General features: G+C 41.8%; 16 protein-coding genes. 13 read left to right on the forward strand and 3 right to left on the reverse strand.

Translation table 11 applies throughout. The features are described 5' to 3' along the window. The first annotated feature begins 44 nt into the window (after positions 1-44). On the forward strand, positions 45-251 hold the full coding sequence (locus VIA_RS10700) for a DUF1127 domain-containing protein (protein WP_004413003.1): 207 nt from the start codon (positions 45-47) through the stop codon (positions 249-251). A 12-nt stretch (positions 252-263) separates the two neighbouring features. Here VIA_RS10700 and VIA_RS10705 read toward each other — a convergent pair whose 3' ends face one another. Continuing rightward, positions 264-1,163 carry a LysR substrate-binding domain-containing protein gene (locus VIA_RS10705; protein WP_004413004.1) on the reverse strand — a complete coding sequence of 300 codons (900 nt, stop codon included), beginning with the start codon at positions 1,161-1,163 and terminating at the stop codon, positions 264-266. Positions 1,164-1,400: 237 nt separating this feature from the next. Between VIA_RS10705 and VIA_RS10710 the strand changes: the two genes are divergently transcribed. Then, entirely contained in the window at positions 1,401-3,170 is a 1,770-nt protein-coding gene (locus VIA_RS10710; RefSeq protein WP_004413005.1) for a hypothetical protein, read from the forward strand. Then, positions 3,167-4,093, forward strand: coding sequence for a glycosyltransferase family 2 protein (locus VIA_RS10715; RefSeq protein WP_004413006.1), 927 nt, complete (start codon positions 3,167-3,169; stop codon positions 4,091-4,093). Before VIA_RS10710 ends, VIA_RS10715 begins: the two co-directional genes overlap by 4 nt. A gap of 77 nt (positions 4,094-4,170) precedes the next feature. On the opposite strand, the gene VIA_RS10720 is transcribed toward VIA_RS10715, so the two are convergent. Further along, the gene (locus VIA_RS10720; protein ID WP_004413007.1) at positions 4,171-5,856 is read right to left on the reverse strand and encodes an AMP-binding protein; all 1,686 of its coding nucleotides are present in this window, start codon (positions 5,854-5,856) and stop codon (positions 4,171-4,173) included. Between the two features lie 131 nt (positions 5,857-5,987). After that, on the reverse strand, positions 5,988-6,725 hold the full coding sequence (locus VIA_RS10725) for a helix-turn-helix domain-containing protein (protein WP_004413008.1): 738 nt from the start codon (positions 6,723-6,725) through the stop codon (positions 5,988-5,990). A 451-nt stretch (positions 6,726-7,176) separates the two neighbouring features. On the opposite strand from VIA_RS10725, the gene VIA_RS10730 reads away from it, so the two are divergent. From VIA_RS10730 to VIA_RS10770, 10 genes are all read left to right on the forward strand, one after another. Continuing rightward, the gene (locus tag VIA_RS10730) at positions 7,177-7,344 is read left to right on the forward strand and encodes a Flp family type IVb pilin (protein WP_004413009.1); all 168 of its coding nucleotides are present in this window, start codon (positions 7,177-7,179) and stop codon (positions 7,342-7,344) included. A gap of 78 nt (positions 7,345-7,422) precedes the next feature. Then, a complete protein-coding gene (locus tag VIA_RS22355; RefSeq protein WP_004418086.1) occupies positions 7,423-7,575 on the forward strand; it encodes a Flp family type IVb pilin in 153 nt (50 codons plus the stop codon). Positions 7,576-7,608: 33 nt separating this feature from the next. Continuing rightward, positions 7,609-8,127 (forward strand): A24 family peptidase, encoded by a 519-nt coding sequence (locus tag VIA_RS10735; RefSeq protein ID WP_004418084.1) that lies wholly within the window; start codon positions 7,609-7,611, stop codon positions 8,125-8,127. Between the two features lie 15 nt (positions 8,128-8,142). Continuing rightward, complete coding sequence (locus VIA_RS10740) at positions 8,143-9,489, forward strand: P-loop NTPase family protein (protein WP_004413010.1); 1,347 nt, start codon at positions 8,143-8,145, stop codon at positions 9,487-9,489. After that, positions 9,486-10,229, forward strand: coding sequence for a Flp pilus assembly protein CpaB (cpaB, locus tag VIA_RS10745; RefSeq protein WP_004413011.1), 744 nt, complete (start codon positions 9,486-9,488; stop codon positions 10,227-10,229). The genes VIA_RS10740 and cpaB overlap by 4 nt, the downstream gene beginning before the upstream one ends. An 8-nt stretch (positions 10,230-10,237) precedes the next feature. Continuing rightward, positions 10,238-11,701, forward strand: a complete 1,464-nt coding sequence (locus VIA_RS10750) for a type II and III secretion system protein family protein (protein WP_004418082.1) — start codon at positions 10,238-10,240, stop codon at positions 11,699-11,701. A gap of 8 nt (positions 11,702-11,709) precedes the next feature. Next, on the forward strand, positions 11,710-11,976 hold the full coding sequence (locus tag VIA_RS10755; RefSeq protein WP_004413013.1) for a hypothetical protein: 267 nt from the start codon (positions 11,710-11,712) through the stop codon (positions 11,974-11,976). A gap of 269 nt (positions 11,977-12,245) precedes the next feature. Next, positions 12,246-13,469: a CpaE/TadZ family protein gene (locus VIA_RS10760; RefSeq protein WP_004413014.1), complete on the forward strand. Its 1,224-nt coding sequence runs from the start codon at positions 12,246-12,248 to the stop codon at positions 13,467-13,469. Positions 13,470-13,496: 27 nt separating this feature from the next. Further along, on the forward strand, positions 13,497-14,975 hold the full coding sequence (locus VIA_RS10765) for a TadA family conjugal transfer-associated ATPase (RefSeq protein WP_004413015.1): 1,479 nt from the start codon (positions 13,497-13,499) through the stop codon (positions 14,973-14,975). An 11-nt stretch (positions 14,976-14,986) separates the two neighbouring features. Next, positions 14,987-15,955: a type II secretion system F family protein gene (locus tag VIA_RS10770; protein WP_004413016.1), complete on the forward strand. Its 969-nt coding sequence runs from the start codon at positions 14,987-14,989 to the stop codon at positions 15,953-15,955.

The following is a 15,955-nucleotide window of genomic DNA, read 5'->3' on the forward strand; positions in this document are numbered from 1 at the left end:
ATGGTTAATTATTTAGTTATTAAATGCAAGGAAGGAGATTAACTATGGAAACTTTAGAGTATGGCTGTAAAGAAAGATTATCTGGTCCAAGCTTTTGGGATAAAAAAATCTTAACTAAGCTGAAGTGCTGGTGGCGCAATTTTTCCACTCGTAAACAGCTGAGCGAGTTACCAGAGCATCTACTAAAGGATGTGGGTCTCACTAAAGATCAGGCTCATCAAGAAAGCATTCGTCACTTCTGGGATAACTAATGAGTGGTAATGTTACTCAGCAATTTCGCTATGAAGCCAATTAGTAAAGGCCGCAATGCGTTGACGACGAGGGGACTCATCATCATAAAAGAGGTTGAATTGAATGCCAGGTGTCATACCAATCTCAAAAGGTTTGATGAGTAACCCCCGTTCAACATAATCATTAGCGAGTGAGTCTGAAGCTAAACAGGCGCCATGACCTGCCATAACCGCGTTCATCGCATGATCGAACGTACTGACATCCATCCATTGAACCGATTCTTTGTTCATAGCCACCCCCGCTTGAGCGAACCAGCTTTGCCAAGGATAGCCGCCAGATTCATAATGAATGAGCCAAGTCTTCAGTAATTGCTCTGGGCTTGATAATTCAATGGTTTCAGCCAGGTTTGGTGAGCAGAATGGGTAGATGGTTTCTTCGAATAGGAACTCTTTATGTAGCTTTAGATTGTTGTTTAACTCGAGCTCTTGGCCTTGCCAGATTGCAAGGTCGGCATCACCTTGTTTGAGGTTAGGTGCATCACAACTGGTGATAATACGAATTGGGATATTAGGATGCTGAGTGGAGAACTTCCATAACCTAGGCAGCAGCCATCGAGAAGCAAATGAAGGCGTGGAACTGACGCATAGAAGCCCTTCGACAGGTTCACTTTGAATTTGGTTTAAACCACTAACAATACTTTCAAAGCCAGTGGATACATGCTTGAACAAGGTTTTACCTTGCTCGGTAAGGCGCATCTCTCGCCCTTCACGGACAAAGAGTTTACAACCTAAACCATCTTCAAGTTGTCGGATCTTCTGGCTTACCGCTGCTTGGCTTATAAATAGCTCTTCTGCTGCCCTGCTATAGCTATTTAGTCTAGCAGCTACTTCAAAGTAGCGTAATCCCGGTAAGTGGTGCAGCCGTGCATCCATGTGTGGCCCTCGCCTTATCAGTATTTTGAAATCGAATAGTAGTTAATACTACCGTTATTACTCCGCATTTACCTCTATCGCCTGCGTGAATTAGAAATATACATTAGAAGTGAAGCGCTGTTCATGATTATATTAGCGATAGGATTCTTAGAACAAAAAATTAAAATCATAAACAAATCAACGATCTTTGTACCATACTAAAATTCAGTAGCTGGTTTAATTCATGGATGAATTTAGGTGAAAGGACAGAAATCTAACAGTGTTTTTTTCGTTTGGGTTAGTGCTTTACTTCTCGCGTTTACGTTTAGTGCGATGCAAGCGTTTATCCATTGGGAGACTCTAAATATTCTAGAGTTGTCAGATAATGACGACTATATGCGCTATTACCAGTTTAAGTCATGGATTGAGAATGGAAATTGGTACTTGAAGCCAATTGAAGCCTTTAATCCAGATGCCGGTCTCATCATGCACTGGTCTAGAGTGCCTGATATTCCGTTGGCATTCTTTTACCTGATTACCGATAGCTACTTTAGCAGCAGCGTCGCAAATGCTTTGACTATAACCTTTGTTCCAGCTTTGTATTTAGTAGGAATAGTGGCTGCGATTGGCTGTATTACGAGAAAACTGTCTGGTGACGATGCTTCTAAGCTTGCGATGGTTATGGTCTTGCTCTCTCCTGTAGTGAGTAAGTTCCATCCTGGAGCAATAGATCACCACAATATTCAGCTTTGTTTATTAGCATGGGTTATCGCATTGGTGCCTTTTGAGCGAGAAGATAGGCGGCAATATGCAAAGGCAGCGATTCAAGGTGGGTTAATAGCACTCTCGTTTTGGGTTGGAATGGAGAATCTTCCCATTATAGCGATCATAATGATCATCATGGTTTTTCAAGGTTACTTTAGTCGCCTTCATACGTTGAAATATGCAGGCATTACTTGTCTTAGCTCAACCGCACTAGTCTCAATATTTATCCTTTTAAATCGACCCCTGAATGAGTATTTCGAGGTGCATTACGACGCTATTTCTATTGTATACCTTTGTGTACTCGCATCTGGGGCTGCTTATTGTTTTGCATCGTTAAGGCTATTTACTCGATGTAATTATCGTAAGAGTAATAAAGTCATACGCTTGATTGCATTATCTACTGTTTTTCTTCCTGTGTTATTCACGTTTCCATATTTGATTAAAGGTGTTTTCCACAATTACCCAGAGCTGTTGAAGCTATATTGGCTGAATCATGTTACGGAAGCTAAGCCGATGCTTGATTACATACGTGAGTTTAGTTTTTTTTCTGAGAAAAACTTTGTGATCTTTATGATTCCTGCATTGATAGCGCCATTTTTTCTTAAGAACGACAGCAAAGTGATTACTCTCTATTTTGCACTCCTTCTTAGCTTAATCATGCCTCTATTCTGGCAATCTAGAATGATATTTGCCTCATTTCTCTTCTCAATACCTATTCAATCGGCGTTTTGTGTTTATTTAATGAATCGATTTCCTAATCAATTTTTACGAATCGTGTTTATGGTGGCTTTTATGCCTTGGTTTATGGCTCTTCTTTTTTTTAAGGGACTGCCACTTTCAGGGGAGAATCAAAGCGAGAATAAGAAAAAAGTGGCTATGCTTTCTAAAGTCGAGTTGCTTTCCGATATGAAGATTAAAAATGCGGTGATATTAGCGCCGATACCCTACGGCGCTCCTGCACTTGTGTTGACGCAGAATAAGATCATCTCGGCGCCATACCACAGGAACATAGATGGGAATACGTTCGTTATCGAGGTCCTTTCTTCGAATGATATGTCTTATGTAAAATCACAGCTAATGAGTAAAAGCGTCGATTTTGTCATGTTTGGAGAAGATGGCGCGAGTTTAGCCATTTCAAACAACAGCGCTGCCGATGGATTCATTAATAGGTTAAAAAGGGAAAACGCTCCTGAATGGATGAATCTGGTTAATACAAGTGAACACGGCATAAGGCTGTATAAAGTGGACAAGGAGAGTCTATGAGTAATGAACTAAAGATCGCGATATTACTCCCTTGCTATAACGAAGAAGGCGCGGTAGGTGAAACTGTTATCGCGTTTAAAGCCGCCTTACCTAATGCGACTGTTTATGTTTATGATAACAACTCAACTGATGGAACGGTTACTGAAGCGATAAATTCTGGTGCTCATGTATATAAAGAAGAGCGGCAAGGTAAAGGGAAGGTTGTGCGCAGAATGTTCTCTGACGTTGATGCTGATGTCTATATAATGGCAGACGGTGATAACACTTATGACGCAGCCGCAGCCCCTATATTGCTTAAAGAGCTGATTTCAAACAATCTAGATATGGTTGTTGGAACACGGACGATCTCTTTAGACGCATATCCTAAAGGACATATTCTAGGCAATAAGCTGTTTACTAAACTGATAAGCATGTTTTTTGGCACCAAGTTAAATGATGTGTTTTCAGGCTATCGAGTAATGAGTAAGAGGTTTGTGAAAACAATACCGATATTTAGCCATGGGTTTGAAATTGAAACTGAGTTAACAGTACATGCACTTCATCATAGTATGTCTATTAAAGAAGTTCCTACCAATTACAAAAGCAGACCAGAAGGAACCTCTAGCAAGTTAAAAACCTTTAGTGATGGTGCAAAAATTCTCAATTTTATTTTTTTCTTGCTAAGGGATGTAAAACCGCTTCAATTCTTTTCGACCATCGCTGCAATATCTATATTGCTTTGTTTGAGCTTAGGCTTGCCAGTTGTCGCTGAATTTTGGAGAACAGGTCTTGTCGAGCGCTTGCCTACGGCTGTCCTCTCTAGTGCTCTTGGTGTGATTGCTATTTCCTGTCTCTTTTCTGGCTTTATTCTCGATAACATCAGTAGGCTTCGAGTAGAAGCTAAGATCTTGCACTATTTAAGCTATAACTCCTCAAAGAACTAAGGTATTTGTTGTAATCATGATGAACAAAAGGAGAGTCTAGCTCTCCCTTAGTTATTACATCGATTTGTACGACAAAGTCAGTCTTCCCAAATCACCAATTTTCCTTTTGGCCAGCTTTGGCCAACATCATGATACTTCTGCTCAAGTACATGACGCTTGATTTTTAGTGTTGGTGTAAGAATGCCGTTCTCAATACTCCACGGTTCTTTGATCATCAATACTCCTTTGATCTGCTCATGAGACTCAAGCTCAGCGTTCATTCGAGCAACCACCTTTTCTGTAGTCCTTGCGTATCTCTTACGATCAAAGTTAGGAAAGTCGTGTGGCACAACAAGAAGTATAGGTGCAGGTAGGCCTAGGCCAATCAAACACATCATCTCGACACGGCTGTACTCAAAGAGTTTTTTCTCGATAGGCACTGGAGCAACAAACTTACCTTTAGCGGTTTTGAACGTGTCCTTTTTACGGCCTTGGATAGTTAGGTAGCCGTCGTTATCAATGAAGCCAATATCGCCAGTGTGCAGCCATCCTTCTGAATCAAATGACTCCTGAGTTGCGATATCATTTTTGTAGTAGCCAGAGAATAGACCTTTACCACGTACCATGATCTCTTCGTCATCGGCGATTTTCAGCTCAATACCTGGTCCCGCATTACCGACACTGCCAATCTTATCTGCTCGGAAAGGGTAGTTTAGCGTGCTATAAGCAAATGACTCTGTCATTCCCCATGCTTCGGTAATATTTAACCCAACACTGTGGTACCAGTCGAGTAGTGCGGGTGACACTGGCGCCGAACCACAGCCGAGCACTCGCGCTTGGTCAAGGCCTAAACCATCGGCTAATTTCTTCTTAATCAATGAATTAACAAATGGGATCTTTAGTAAGATATTGAGTTTTTTCTGCGGCAGCTTGTCTTGAATACGCTGCTGAAACAGTGTCCATAGGCGAGGTACTGAAATAAACAGCGTCGGCCTTTGCATTTTCACATCTTCGATAAAGGTATCTAGAGATTCTGGAAAGGCAGTTTGAACGCCGCCCATAATCGAAGAACCAAAGATGTAAACTCGCTCCGTGATGTGAGCCAGTGGTAAGTAAGAAAATAGGCGATCATTTTCTTGGATACCGATATGCTCAATCAACTTTTGAACTGACCAGCTAAATGCGCCATATGTAAGCATTGCGCCTTTTGGTAGACCGGAAGTACCAGACGTGTAAACCAATGACATCAATTTATCATCGTAATGCTCTGGGCGATGAGTGCTTGGCTCGTGAGCATCGATCAACTGGTTGAACTGATACTTACAGTTTGGTGCAGTGTCATACGATAGTGAGATAGTAATCAGGTCTGGCTTATCATCGATGACTTGTTGCGTCGCTGCTGCATCGTCAAGTTTACCGCCAATGAGTACTTTACTTTCACTATGCGTTAAGCAGTATTCAATTGTATCTGCCCCAGCGGTCGGGAAAATAGGTACACTGACGAAGTCGCCAAGCATCATGGCAAGGTCGCAGATAAACCACTCGGCACAGTTTTTTGAAACCAAAGCGACTTTATCGCCAGGTTGAACACCGAGTTCATTCAGTGCGCTAACTAGCTTTAATGCTTGTTCAGCCACATCACTAAATGTGTACTCAACAAACTTACGGTTGATAATTTGTTTAAGATAAACCTCATTGGGACGCTCCGCTGCCCATTTTAAGATCATCTCGTTTGGTGGTGGGAGAGCACAGGTTGGTTTGCTTAACTCGTTAGGCTGAATCATTCTCTAACTCCGTGTTATTGGCAAAATTATAGTTATTTTTCTTGTTAATGGAATGTTAACTCTAGCATGTGAGTTAAACTGTAGGGAAGCAAATATCACGAGTTTCCAATCATCTTGTGACTGCTGTGCAGTTAGTGAAGTTGGCGGTAAACCGCTGGAGTAATTCCGGTTTTCTTTTTGAAGATACGAGAAAAGTATGAGACATCGTTGTAGCCGCACTGAAAAGCGATAAAGGAGATCTTTTCTTTACGATAGTTTGTAAGTAGCTGTTTGGCTAAATTAATTCTTTTGAGGGTTAGGTAATCACGAAAGCTGACGCCGATAGTCTTATGAAAGAATTTGGAAAAATAGGTCACTGAATAGTGACAGTATTCAGCCACATCTTCTTCTCTTATTGTGCGCGATAGGTTCTTCTCTATATATCTCAGCATTTCGACCAGATCCTTACTGATATGCTTATGACTATGCTGGTTGGTGAGTCTATTAATATCAAGGATCTCTTGGTGTTTCGTAAAGTGGTAGTAGACCTGTTTATTCAGTTCATCTGACCATAAGCGCGCGTCCCCTTCACTAAGGCTAAATGTTGAAAAAACAATGTCTAAGTTTTCTATTTCAGCGGGAAGTACATGCTTATGGATGATAATAATATGTTTATCAAGGTTTTGGCATAGTTTTGCGGCAGTGAGAAACAGTGAGCTAAATGGCTCTTCATAAAAGAAAAAACAAAAGTGGATGTCGGGCTCACTCAATACTGATACATCATACCCATAATCCAGTATATGGAAGTAGCGCTCAATGTCCCTCACGATATCTTTTGAGACGTAAGTGACAGACTGTCCTATCCAATAGCCTTTATGTAGTACATCCAATGTTATTACCTTTCATTGTCTTTGTTCTTGTTGCGAGGGAGGTATTACCGTTGAGCTTAGTACGAGTTTGTTTTATTGACCAAGTTGAGTATTGAGTGGATTTCTAATTCACACAGTGAAAATATTGATACTCATCACAATTACGCTTGATCTTATTGATGTCAAGTATCAATTATAAGACTTTGTTAAGTTGTTTTTGCTTTTAAGGATTGCGAGTTTGTATTTGATGTAAATATATGTTGCTAGGTGATTTATACACTGTGGTTATTTAATTTTCAGCTATGAGGAAGCATTTTTTTGACTTTTAATCATACTTTCTTGTGTTTTAGTGCGCATCCTTGATGGCAAAAAAGTGCTAAATGTAGACATAATAATCCTAACATCTCTTCACTAATTCCCTCTAAATTATCAATAAGCGTTACAGCTTACTGAACTTTGGAAGGAGACAATCATGAGTACGCTAATTAAGAATATTTCGAAATTTATGAAGGACGAAGAAGGATTGACAGTCGTTGAGTACGTTGTTGGTGCAGGTTTACTGGTAGCGGGATTAGCTGGGATTTTCGGAACATTTTCTAACACTCTAACAAATGAGCTAGCAAATGTGTTTAATAGTTAACTAGTATTAACACTTAGATAGTTTAACAATACAAGCCCATGAATATGTTCATGGGCTTGAGCTATGTAGGAGTACTGTATGGATGGTGTATTCAGTTTCTTTAGAGATGAAGATGGCCTTACTGTAGTGGAATATGTCGTGGGGGCGGGGTTAATAGTAGTGGGTTTTGCTGGGCTATTTATTGCATTTAGGGGAATACTAACTAATGAATTTGCAACTATATTTAACTAAGGAATAGTGATTAGTATATGCAAGGACTGCTAGATGGATATTATTGTATGGGTGGTATTGTTTGCTGTAGCAGTTTCTGATGCGAAAGAGCATAGAATTCCCAACTACCTCTTATTGGTTATATTTGTTTTGATCTTTGTCGATATAACTATAATCGATCAAGATTTTTCTCTTCTCTTTTATTCACTTATCACTGGTATTACTTGCTTTATTGTCGCATTGCTTCTTTACTTTTTAAGAGTCATGGCCCCAGGGGACGTTAAACTTTTGGGTGTAATCGGCTTTTGGGTTGGAAGCGAACATATACTCGGCTCAGTTTATTGGATTGCAGTGTCGAGCGTTATTGTCGGTCTTTTTTATGCGGTATTAAGGCTGGCGGATTCACCAGATCAACTTAGAACAATAGTTAATAAGTATTCAATGCTAGCTCAGTTTGGATCAAGTGGTACGAAGGTGCTACGGACGCCTAAACAAATTGAACAGCACTATCGGATGCCTTTTGCCCCTGTTGTTGTGATCGGTTTAGCTCTCTATTTTTACTTTCTGAATTAGTGACAAGGAGTCAACATGGTTCAGGCAAACTCAGCGGTTCGGCATAGAACCGAGCTTACACCGCAAGCTCCAGAGCCACCAGTTCCTACATCGTTTGATGAGTTGGGTGTTCCTAAAGCGGTTGTTGAAAACCTAGTTATTAAACATATTGCCGCCTACCCTAAGTCCGATATTCTCCAGTTAACCAAACTTCTCTGTATTAACAGTCATCTGATAGAGGATGTCATTGCGGGGTTAAGATCCAAATCATTAGTCGAAGTGTTTCAGGCTGCGTCTTCTACGTTTTCAGTTCAATCTACAGGTCATGTTCGTTACGGTTTATCAGAATCTGGTCTACAAGAAGCGGATGCGGCGTTTGTGAAAGATGCGTACCTTGGCCCTGTTCCTGTTTCGCTCACTCAATATGCAGAAATGGTGCAGGCTCAAGATGTGCGTGCGCAAATGGTCAATCGTGACGATGTGGAGTATGCACTTTCCGATGTATTAGGCGCACAAAGAATGGTCGGTGTCTTAGGGCCTGCGATTAATTCTGGACGAGCATTGTTGCTTTACGGGAGTGCGGGGTCAGGTAAGACATTTGTAGCGACTAAAATACTTAACTCTTTGAATACTTCGGTATATATCCCGTATGCAGTCTTTGCTATGGGCAATATCATCAAAGTCTTTTCTCCCCAGCACCATAAGAAAGTGCGTAGTGATGATATTCAATCGATCACTTTCAAAGAGCATTTTGATCGCCGCTGGGCATTGTGTGAACGACCGAGTATTCAAGTGGGTGGTGAGCTCACAATGGAGATGCTTGAGGTTAATCATAGTGAACACAACAAAGTTTGGATGGCGCCGCTACAAATGATGGCGAATAACGGTATCTTCATTATCGATGATTTGGGACGACAACCTATGCCTGTCGATACCCTTCTCAATCGCTGGATTGTACCAATGGAGTACTTTTACGATTACTTGAATTTACCCAACGGACAGCAAATCTCAATTCCTTTCATTTTGACACTGGCTTTTTCTACGAATTTGGATCCGGAAAAGATCAGTGACCCTGCTTTTTTGCGTCGATTAGGCTACAAGATCCAATTTGGGCCTCTTCTAGAGCAAGAGTATAGAGAGCTCTGGAATATTATTTCTAGTTCTAAAAATTTGTCTCTCGCAGAGGGATGTTTCAATACCTTATTTGACTTACATCGTCAGCATGACGTGGGCTTTTACCCGTGTCTTCCTAAAGATATTGTAGGGATCAGCCGAGATATCATCGTCTTTGAAGAAGTCGAGCCTGTTATCTCTCCTGAAATCGTCAACCGTGCGTGGGAAGTATACTTTACTGCTGATGGCAAGGGAGGAGGTGCTCGATGAGTCGGAATCAAGTCATATTATTATTACTACTCTCCATTGTATTTGGTTTAGGGGCTGTATTCTTTGCTAAGCAATGGATGGACAGGCAGTTACAACCACAGGTTGAGGTTGAAGTCGTAGAGCGTGAACCGGTGATTGTCGCAGCACAAGAGATCTTTGCGGGAAGCGTGATTGAAGAGCAGCATGTGACGAGTCGGTTGTTAGAAAAAGACTGGCGTGATGAACTGCAATTTACCAAGGCTGAGGAACTTGTAGGTCAAGTCGCAGCAACGACTATTTATCCGGGGGAAATTATTCATCCCAATAGGCTATCTTCCTCTGGAGAAGGCTCTACCTTGGCCTCATTAATACCTGAAAATAAGCGTGCAGTTACAATACGAGTCAATGATGTCATCGGTGTAGCGGGTTTTCTATTACCTGGTAATAAGGTCGATATTCTCAACACGGTTAAATATGGCAAAAACTCCGCTTCAACCTCAACGGTTTTAAAAGAGATCAAAGTACTTGCGGTCGATCAGACGGCAAGGAGTAAGGAGAATAAGCCTGTAATTGTTCGTGCGGTGACCCTTGAAGTAACGCCGAGACAAGCCGAGAAGCTGCTTTCTGCTCAAAGTCGCGGCAATATCCAATTAACACTGAGAAATCCGCATGAAGAAGAGAAAGTCGTTAAGAGATATGTTGCACCAAGTGTAACGATTATCAAAGGTACACAGTCTAGCAATATCCGAGTCAAGGATTGAGGTGAGCTATGAGAAATATAATATCTGCAATGATCATTTTGTTATTGAGCAGTGGTATCAGTTTTGCAGCGACACAATCAGGAAAGATAGTGACAGTTCCTCATCATAAATCGACCCACGTAACGCTTGCAGGTAAAGCGAAGCGAGTGTCTTTAGGTGATCCGGATGTGCTCGATATTGTTATGTTGAAGTCGGATGAAGTCTTTTTGATTGGTAAGAAGCTTGGTTCAACTAACTTGATGGCTTGGGACAGTAGAGGCCAATTGATTGAATCGATCAACATTGAAGTGACTCATGATCTCAACAGTCTTAAAGCCAAACTTTTTGAGTTTCTTCCTGATGAAGAGATAAAGGTTCATAGCGCCCAACATCGTTTAATTCTTAGTGGCCAGGTGAGCTCTCAATCAGTCATGAATATCGCTTTGAGAGTAGCTGAAACATACTCTGCAGGGAAAGAAGCCGACAAAGGAAAGTCTTCATTGAGTAATCAAGTCAACAGTACTGGGGTCATTAATTTACTCACGATTGGTGGTGCTCAACAAGTTATGTTGGAAGTGACCGTTGCTGAAGTTCAGCGTACATTGGTGAGGAAGTTTGATGCAAATTTTCATTTCTTCCAAACTAGCGGTGGTGAGTTCAGTTGGGGAGGAACCTCAGCTGGCGGCGTGATAGATGATGTAAATAATGTCATCGGGCCGATTTTTAATGCACCAGGAGTTGAGAGTACAGGCTTGCTTGGCACCTTCATTGATAGTAATACTTTGTTTACTTTCGCTTTAGATATTGCCAAACAAAATGGTACGGCAAAAGTTCTAGCGGAGCCAAACCTGACCGCATTAAGTGGTGCGAAAGCCGAGTTTCTAGCTGGTGGTGAGTTTCCTATTCCTGTGCCGAGTGAAGATGGTATCACTATCGAGTACAAAGAGTATGGTGTTGGCCTTAAGTTCATCCCAACTGTGTTGTCCGATAAAAAAATCAATCTTAATTTAGCTGTTGATGTTAGTGAACTAGCAACATCCACCACATTGACATTGAATCCTGGCGCAACTAACGGTACATACGTTATCCCTCCAATTACTCGTCGTAGTGCTTCATCAACCCTTGAACTCGCCGATGGCCAGACTATCGGTATAGCCGGTTTACTTAGTGAGAATGTCCGAGATGTAGTTGAAGAAATGCCTGGTTTCAGTGACATCCCTGTCTTGGGGCAAATGTTCAATAGCCAAGAGTACATTTCTGGTGAAACTGAACTTGTCATCCTTGTTACTCCAAGGCTTGCGAAACCCATTGATCGTAGGCGTATTACCTTACCAACAGAGTCATTTGTTGAACCAAATGATTTTGAGTACTACCTATTGGGACGTGGTGCTTACATTGCACCAGCGAGTGAACAGAAATCTGAACAGGAAGTCGGTTCATTCGTAGACAACTCAAAAGGTGGCACTGAAGGCACATTTGGACATAGCTTGTAGGAGGCAACATGAACAAAGTCATTAGGATAGCTGCGCTGCCCACCTTGTCTCTATTGTTGGTGGGGTGTGTTAACAATGCAGAAGAGTTAGGTTCTCATGTCGCTAAGCTGAAAACTGAGCAAACTTACAACCCTAACGCTACGATAGACAATCTAGACGTAATCCCAGCAGGGAGTGGTGAGCGAATGGAAGGGGTTTATCAAACTTATACAGGTAAGAAAGACTCAGAGCTGGCCGGTACAGATAGTCAAATATTGGAACAATTTGGGCAATGATATTGAAGGGAAAAGAGGGGAGCCCTTGTATCTAAAGGGCTAATTTGCCAACGGACAAATCGCTAGGTTGTAATTCTGACATATTGCTTGGTATTTCCTACAATTAAACATATCAAAATGAAAAATATAGAAGAAATCATGTAATTGTATGTGAAGGGCTTGATGAGGTAGTCGGTCAGTTTTCAAAGTCTTAACCGGATTCACTAGGTTAAAGGCTATAGACCTAAGTGTCCTTAACTCGATTAGCATGGATTGCTAGGAGAAAGTATATGGGAGAGGCGGTTAAGCTAACACCGAATGGAGATAGTCCTATTAGATTGAAGACCAATTTAACTATTTGGGTTTTTTACTCATCTGATGCGTTTCACCTTCACATTAGCCACGAGCTGTCTAAGTGTCAGAGCGTGAACTTTGAGATGATCTCATTTCATGGTTTAGTTGTTGCCAATTTAGCCCATTTTTCACCGCCTGATTTGATTTTTGTCGAAACTGGGCCTAATTGGGCGCAGAAAATTGTTGAGCTACAGCAATATGAAGCGCCAGAGTCCCAGGAGTCTGCTCATGAAGCTTCATTGATTGTATTTGGAAATGAAAACGACAATGGTGCGTTGAAAATTGCTTTACGTATTGGAGCAATGGATTTTATATCTGATAAAGCAGTGCTTGATGAGCTTATTCCTTTATTACGCAATATTGCGGAAGAGAAAGTCGCGACTCGTAATTTAGGCGAGTTAATCGTATTCATGAATACCAAAGGTGGGGCTGGGGCGTCGCTTATTGCGCTGAATACAGCTATCACGCTTGCTAAGCGTCAGCCTGATGATGTACTGCTGGTTGATCTTGATATGCAATTTGGAGTGATTGAAGATTATCTTAATGTGCAATGTACGTATGGGATTGCAGATGCGATTGCCAATGTCGCTGATCTCGATGATGTCTCGTTAGGCAGCTTAGTGACTAAACACGATACGGGTTTACATATCCTTGGCTTTAAAAGGGAGAACAGTCACGAGAACTTCGAGAAAGTGAATCAACTTAATAAGCTGATTCCAGTCTTACGTGAGCGATATCCATTCGTCATCATTGACTTGTCTCGAGGATTAGACCGTCAATTTGGTTCGGTAATTTCGCCCGCGACTAAAGTCTTCTTAGTCACACAGCAAAGCTTGGTAGCGGTAAAAAATACCACTCAAGTGCTCAAAGCGTTGACGTTTGAATTTGGTATCGCTAAGGATCAAATGGAGGTAATTGTAAATAGGTATGAAAAGCGTCAGTCCATTAAGCTAAAAGATATTAAAGACACGGTTGGTAGCATCAAGATTCATATTGTACCCAATGAATTTAAAGTGGCGATTGAAAGCGCTAATTTAGGACGGCCATTTATTCAAGCTAAGAAAAATAGCTCCATGTCCAAATCAGTACAAAGTTTAGCGGATTCTTTACTTCCTGAACCTGAAGAGAAGAAAGGTTGGTTTAAGAGAATGTTCTCGTAGCGAGTCTGAAATAATGAGGGAGCTTTCATGTTCTTCAAAAGGAAAAATATAAACCCAGAACTTCAACAGAAAGTCGCCGAAGCCGATAAAGAACAAGAGCAGCAAGCAGCCTCAGTCGCATCGACTGCTCCCTCTAATGTTAAAATACCCAACGAAGCCGCTGGATCTTTTCAGGAGCGTAAACGTCTAGAGGCTGAAGCAAAGGGGCATGCGGTCGAAGAGGCGAAGAAGCAGCTTGAACTAGAGCTTTCGGTCAAACACTATTACCACCAAAGGCTTCTTGAAACATTGGACTTAGGGCTTTTGGCTAGTTTAGACAATGAACGAGCGAAGAAAGAGCTCCATGATGCCATTATTCAATTAATGGCCGATGATCAAACCCACGCTCTGAGTGCTGATGGGCGTAAGCGCGTGATTCAACAAATCGAAGACGAAGTTTTTGGTTTGGGGCCACTAGAGCCACTACTCAATGATGCGACGGTGTCCGACATATTGGTTAATGGACCCAAGCATGTATTTGTTGAACGAAGAGGTAAACTTGAACTGACGCCTTATACGTTTCTTGATGAACGTCATTTACGGAATATCCTTGACCGTATTGTTAGCCAAGTTGGTCGACGTGTTGATGAAGCTTCACCTATGGTAGATGCTCGCCTTATTGACGGCTCACGTGTGAATGCAATTATTCCGCCGCTAGCACTTGATGGTTCTTCAGTGTCGATTCGTCGTTTTGCCGTTGAAAAGCTCAACATGGATAACTTGCTGAATTTTAACTCGCTCTCTCCAGAGATGGCTAAATTTGTTGAAGCCGCCGTTACTGGGGCGATGAATGTGCTTATTTCAGGCGGTACGGGCTCAGGAAAAACCACGACCCTAAATATCTTCTCTAACTTTATTCCTTCAGATGACCGAATTGTCACGATAGAAGACTCGGCGGAGCTGCAACTTCAGCAACCCCATGTCGTTAGGCTTGAAACCCGCCCCGCGAACCTTGAAGGCAAAGGTGAAATCACTCAACGTGACTTGGTCAAAAACTCGCTGCGTATGCGTCCAGACAGAATTGTACTGGGTGAGGTGCGTGGAGCAGAAGCTGTTGATATGTTGGCAGCAATGAATACCGGTCATGATGGTTCGTTGGCGACTATTCACGCTAATACGCCACGTGATGCTCTCTCTAGGGTAGAGAATATGTTTGCAATGGCTGGTTGGAATATGTCAGCGAAAAACCTCCGCTCTCAAATTGCCTCAGCGATTCATTTAGTTGTACAGATGGAGCGCCAAGAGGATGGTAAACGGAGAATGGTGAGTATTTGTGAGATAAATGGCATGGAAGGCGAGATTATTACCATGTCTGAGATCTTTAAGTTTCACCGAAAAGGAATGGATGAAGAAGGTAATGTGATGGGTTACTTTACCGCCACGGGTGTCGTGCCGCAATGCCATGACCACCTGTCGAAAAAAGGACTTCATCTGCCATTTGAAATTTTTAATGAGTCACTCTCATAAAGGAGGGGATTATGCAGCAGGATGCAACGCTCTTTTTTATTTTGTTATTTTTCGCCGTGGTGTTTATTTCACAGGCGTTAATTCTTCCTGCTGCCGGTAGTAAAGCTAAGCATAAAGAACTCTCTGAGCGACTGAAAGAATCTCAATCCAAACTGGATGAAGAGGCACTTTCGCTACTTCAAGAGCACTATTTAAAAAGTTTAACTCCATGGGATAGAAGGTTGGTGAAAATTGAAGCCTTCTCATCACTGAAAAAATTGATTGAGCTTTCCGGCTACGACTGGAGTTTAACCCAAACGCTTCTTGTGACTAGCAGTTTATCGTTGTGTGGTTTTTTAACGGTGTTGCTTATTGGTCAGCCTTTTTATATCGGGTTAGCGGCAATTGTTGGTGTATGGGTTTGCTTGTATTTTTGGCTAGGTAAGAAAATTTCAGATCGCTTAGCTGCGTTTGAAGAGCAACTCCCGGAAGCCTTAGACATCATGCGCCGTATGCTTCAAGCTGGTCAGCCCGTGACACAAGCATTTAATGAAGTCGGTTTAGAAATGCCTGCGCCAATTGGTGTGGAGTTTAAAAACATGTTTAACCTTCTCAATTATGGATACGACATGCGCATGGCAATCATGCAGATGGCAGAGCGCACACCGACGGTCTCTATGTTAGCGTTTTCCAGTGCGGTGATTTTGCAAAAGGAAACCGGGGGGAATTTGTCTGAGAACTTAGAGAAGGTGTCTAAAGTATTACGCTCGAGGTTTAAATTACAGCGAAAGATAAAAACACTCTCAGCAGAGAGTCGCTTGTCAGCTTGGATCTTAGTACTTTCTCCATTCGTGTTATTCCTATTCCTTAGCGTGATTAACCCTGGTTATGTTGAACCGCTTTATACTGACCCTAGAGGGATGAAGCTAGTGAGTGGTGGAGTGGTGAGTCTATTTATAGGCTCATTGTGGATTCGAAAAATCATCAATTTCGAGGTGTGA

Source organism: Vibrio orientalis CIP 102891 = ATCC 33934, assembly GCF_000176235.1.
Classification (GTDB): domain Bacteria; phylum Pseudomonadota; class Gammaproteobacteria; order Enterobacterales; family Vibrionaceae; genus Vibrio; species Vibrio orientalis.

Coding starts and splice junctions, on each gene's coding strand:
- VIA_RS10700 (WP_004413003.1), top strand. CDS start 45: ATGGAAACTTTAGAGTATGGCTGTAAAGAAAGATTATCTGGTCCAAGC.
- VIA_RS10705 (WP_004413004.1), bottom strand. CDS start 1,163: ATGGATGCACGGCTGCACCACTTACCGGGATTACGCTACTTTGAAGTA.
- VIA_RS10715 (WP_004413006.1), top strand. CDS start 3,167: ATGAGTAATGAACTAAAGATCGCGATATTACTCCCTTGCTATAACGAA.
- VIA_RS10720 (WP_004413007.1), bottom strand. CDS start 5,856: ATGATTCAGCCTAACGAGTTAAGCAAACCAACCTGTGCTCTCCCACCA.
- VIA_RS10730 (WP_004413009.1), top strand. CDS start 7,177: ATGAGTACGCTAATTAAGAATATTTCGAAATTTATGAAGGACGAAGAA.
- VIA_RS22355 (WP_004418086.1), top strand. CDS start 7,423: ATGGATGGTGTATTCAGTTTCTTTAGAGATGAAGATGGCCTTACTGTA.
- VIA_RS10735 (WP_004418084.1), top strand. CDS start 7,609: ATGGATATTATTGTATGGGTGGTATTGTTTGCTGTAGCAGTTTCTGAT.
- VIA_RS10740 (WP_004413010.1), top strand. CDS start 8,143: ATGGTTCAGGCAAACTCAGCGGTTCGGCATAGAACCGAGCTTACACCG.
- cpaB (WP_004413011.1), top strand. CDS start 9,486: ATGAGTCGGAATCAAGTCATATTATTATTACTACTCTCCATTGTATTT.
- VIA_RS10750 (WP_004418082.1), top strand. CDS start 10,238: ATGAGAAATATAATATCTGCAATGATCATTTTGTTATTGAGCAGTGGT.
- VIA_RS10755 (WP_004413013.1), top strand. CDS start 11,710: ATGAACAAAGTCATTAGGATAGCTGCGCTGCCCACCTTGTCTCTATTG.
- VIA_RS10760 (WP_004413014.1), top strand. CDS start 12,246: ATGGGAGAGGCGGTTAAGCTAACACCGAATGGAGATAGTCCTATTAGA.
- VIA_RS10765 (WP_004413015.1), top strand. CDS start 13,497: ATGTTCTTCAAAAGGAAAAATATAAACCCAGAACTTCAACAGAAAGTC.
- VIA_RS10770 (WP_004413016.1), top strand. CDS start 14,987: ATGCAGCAGGATGCAACGCTCTTTTTTATTTTGTTATTTTTCGCCGTG.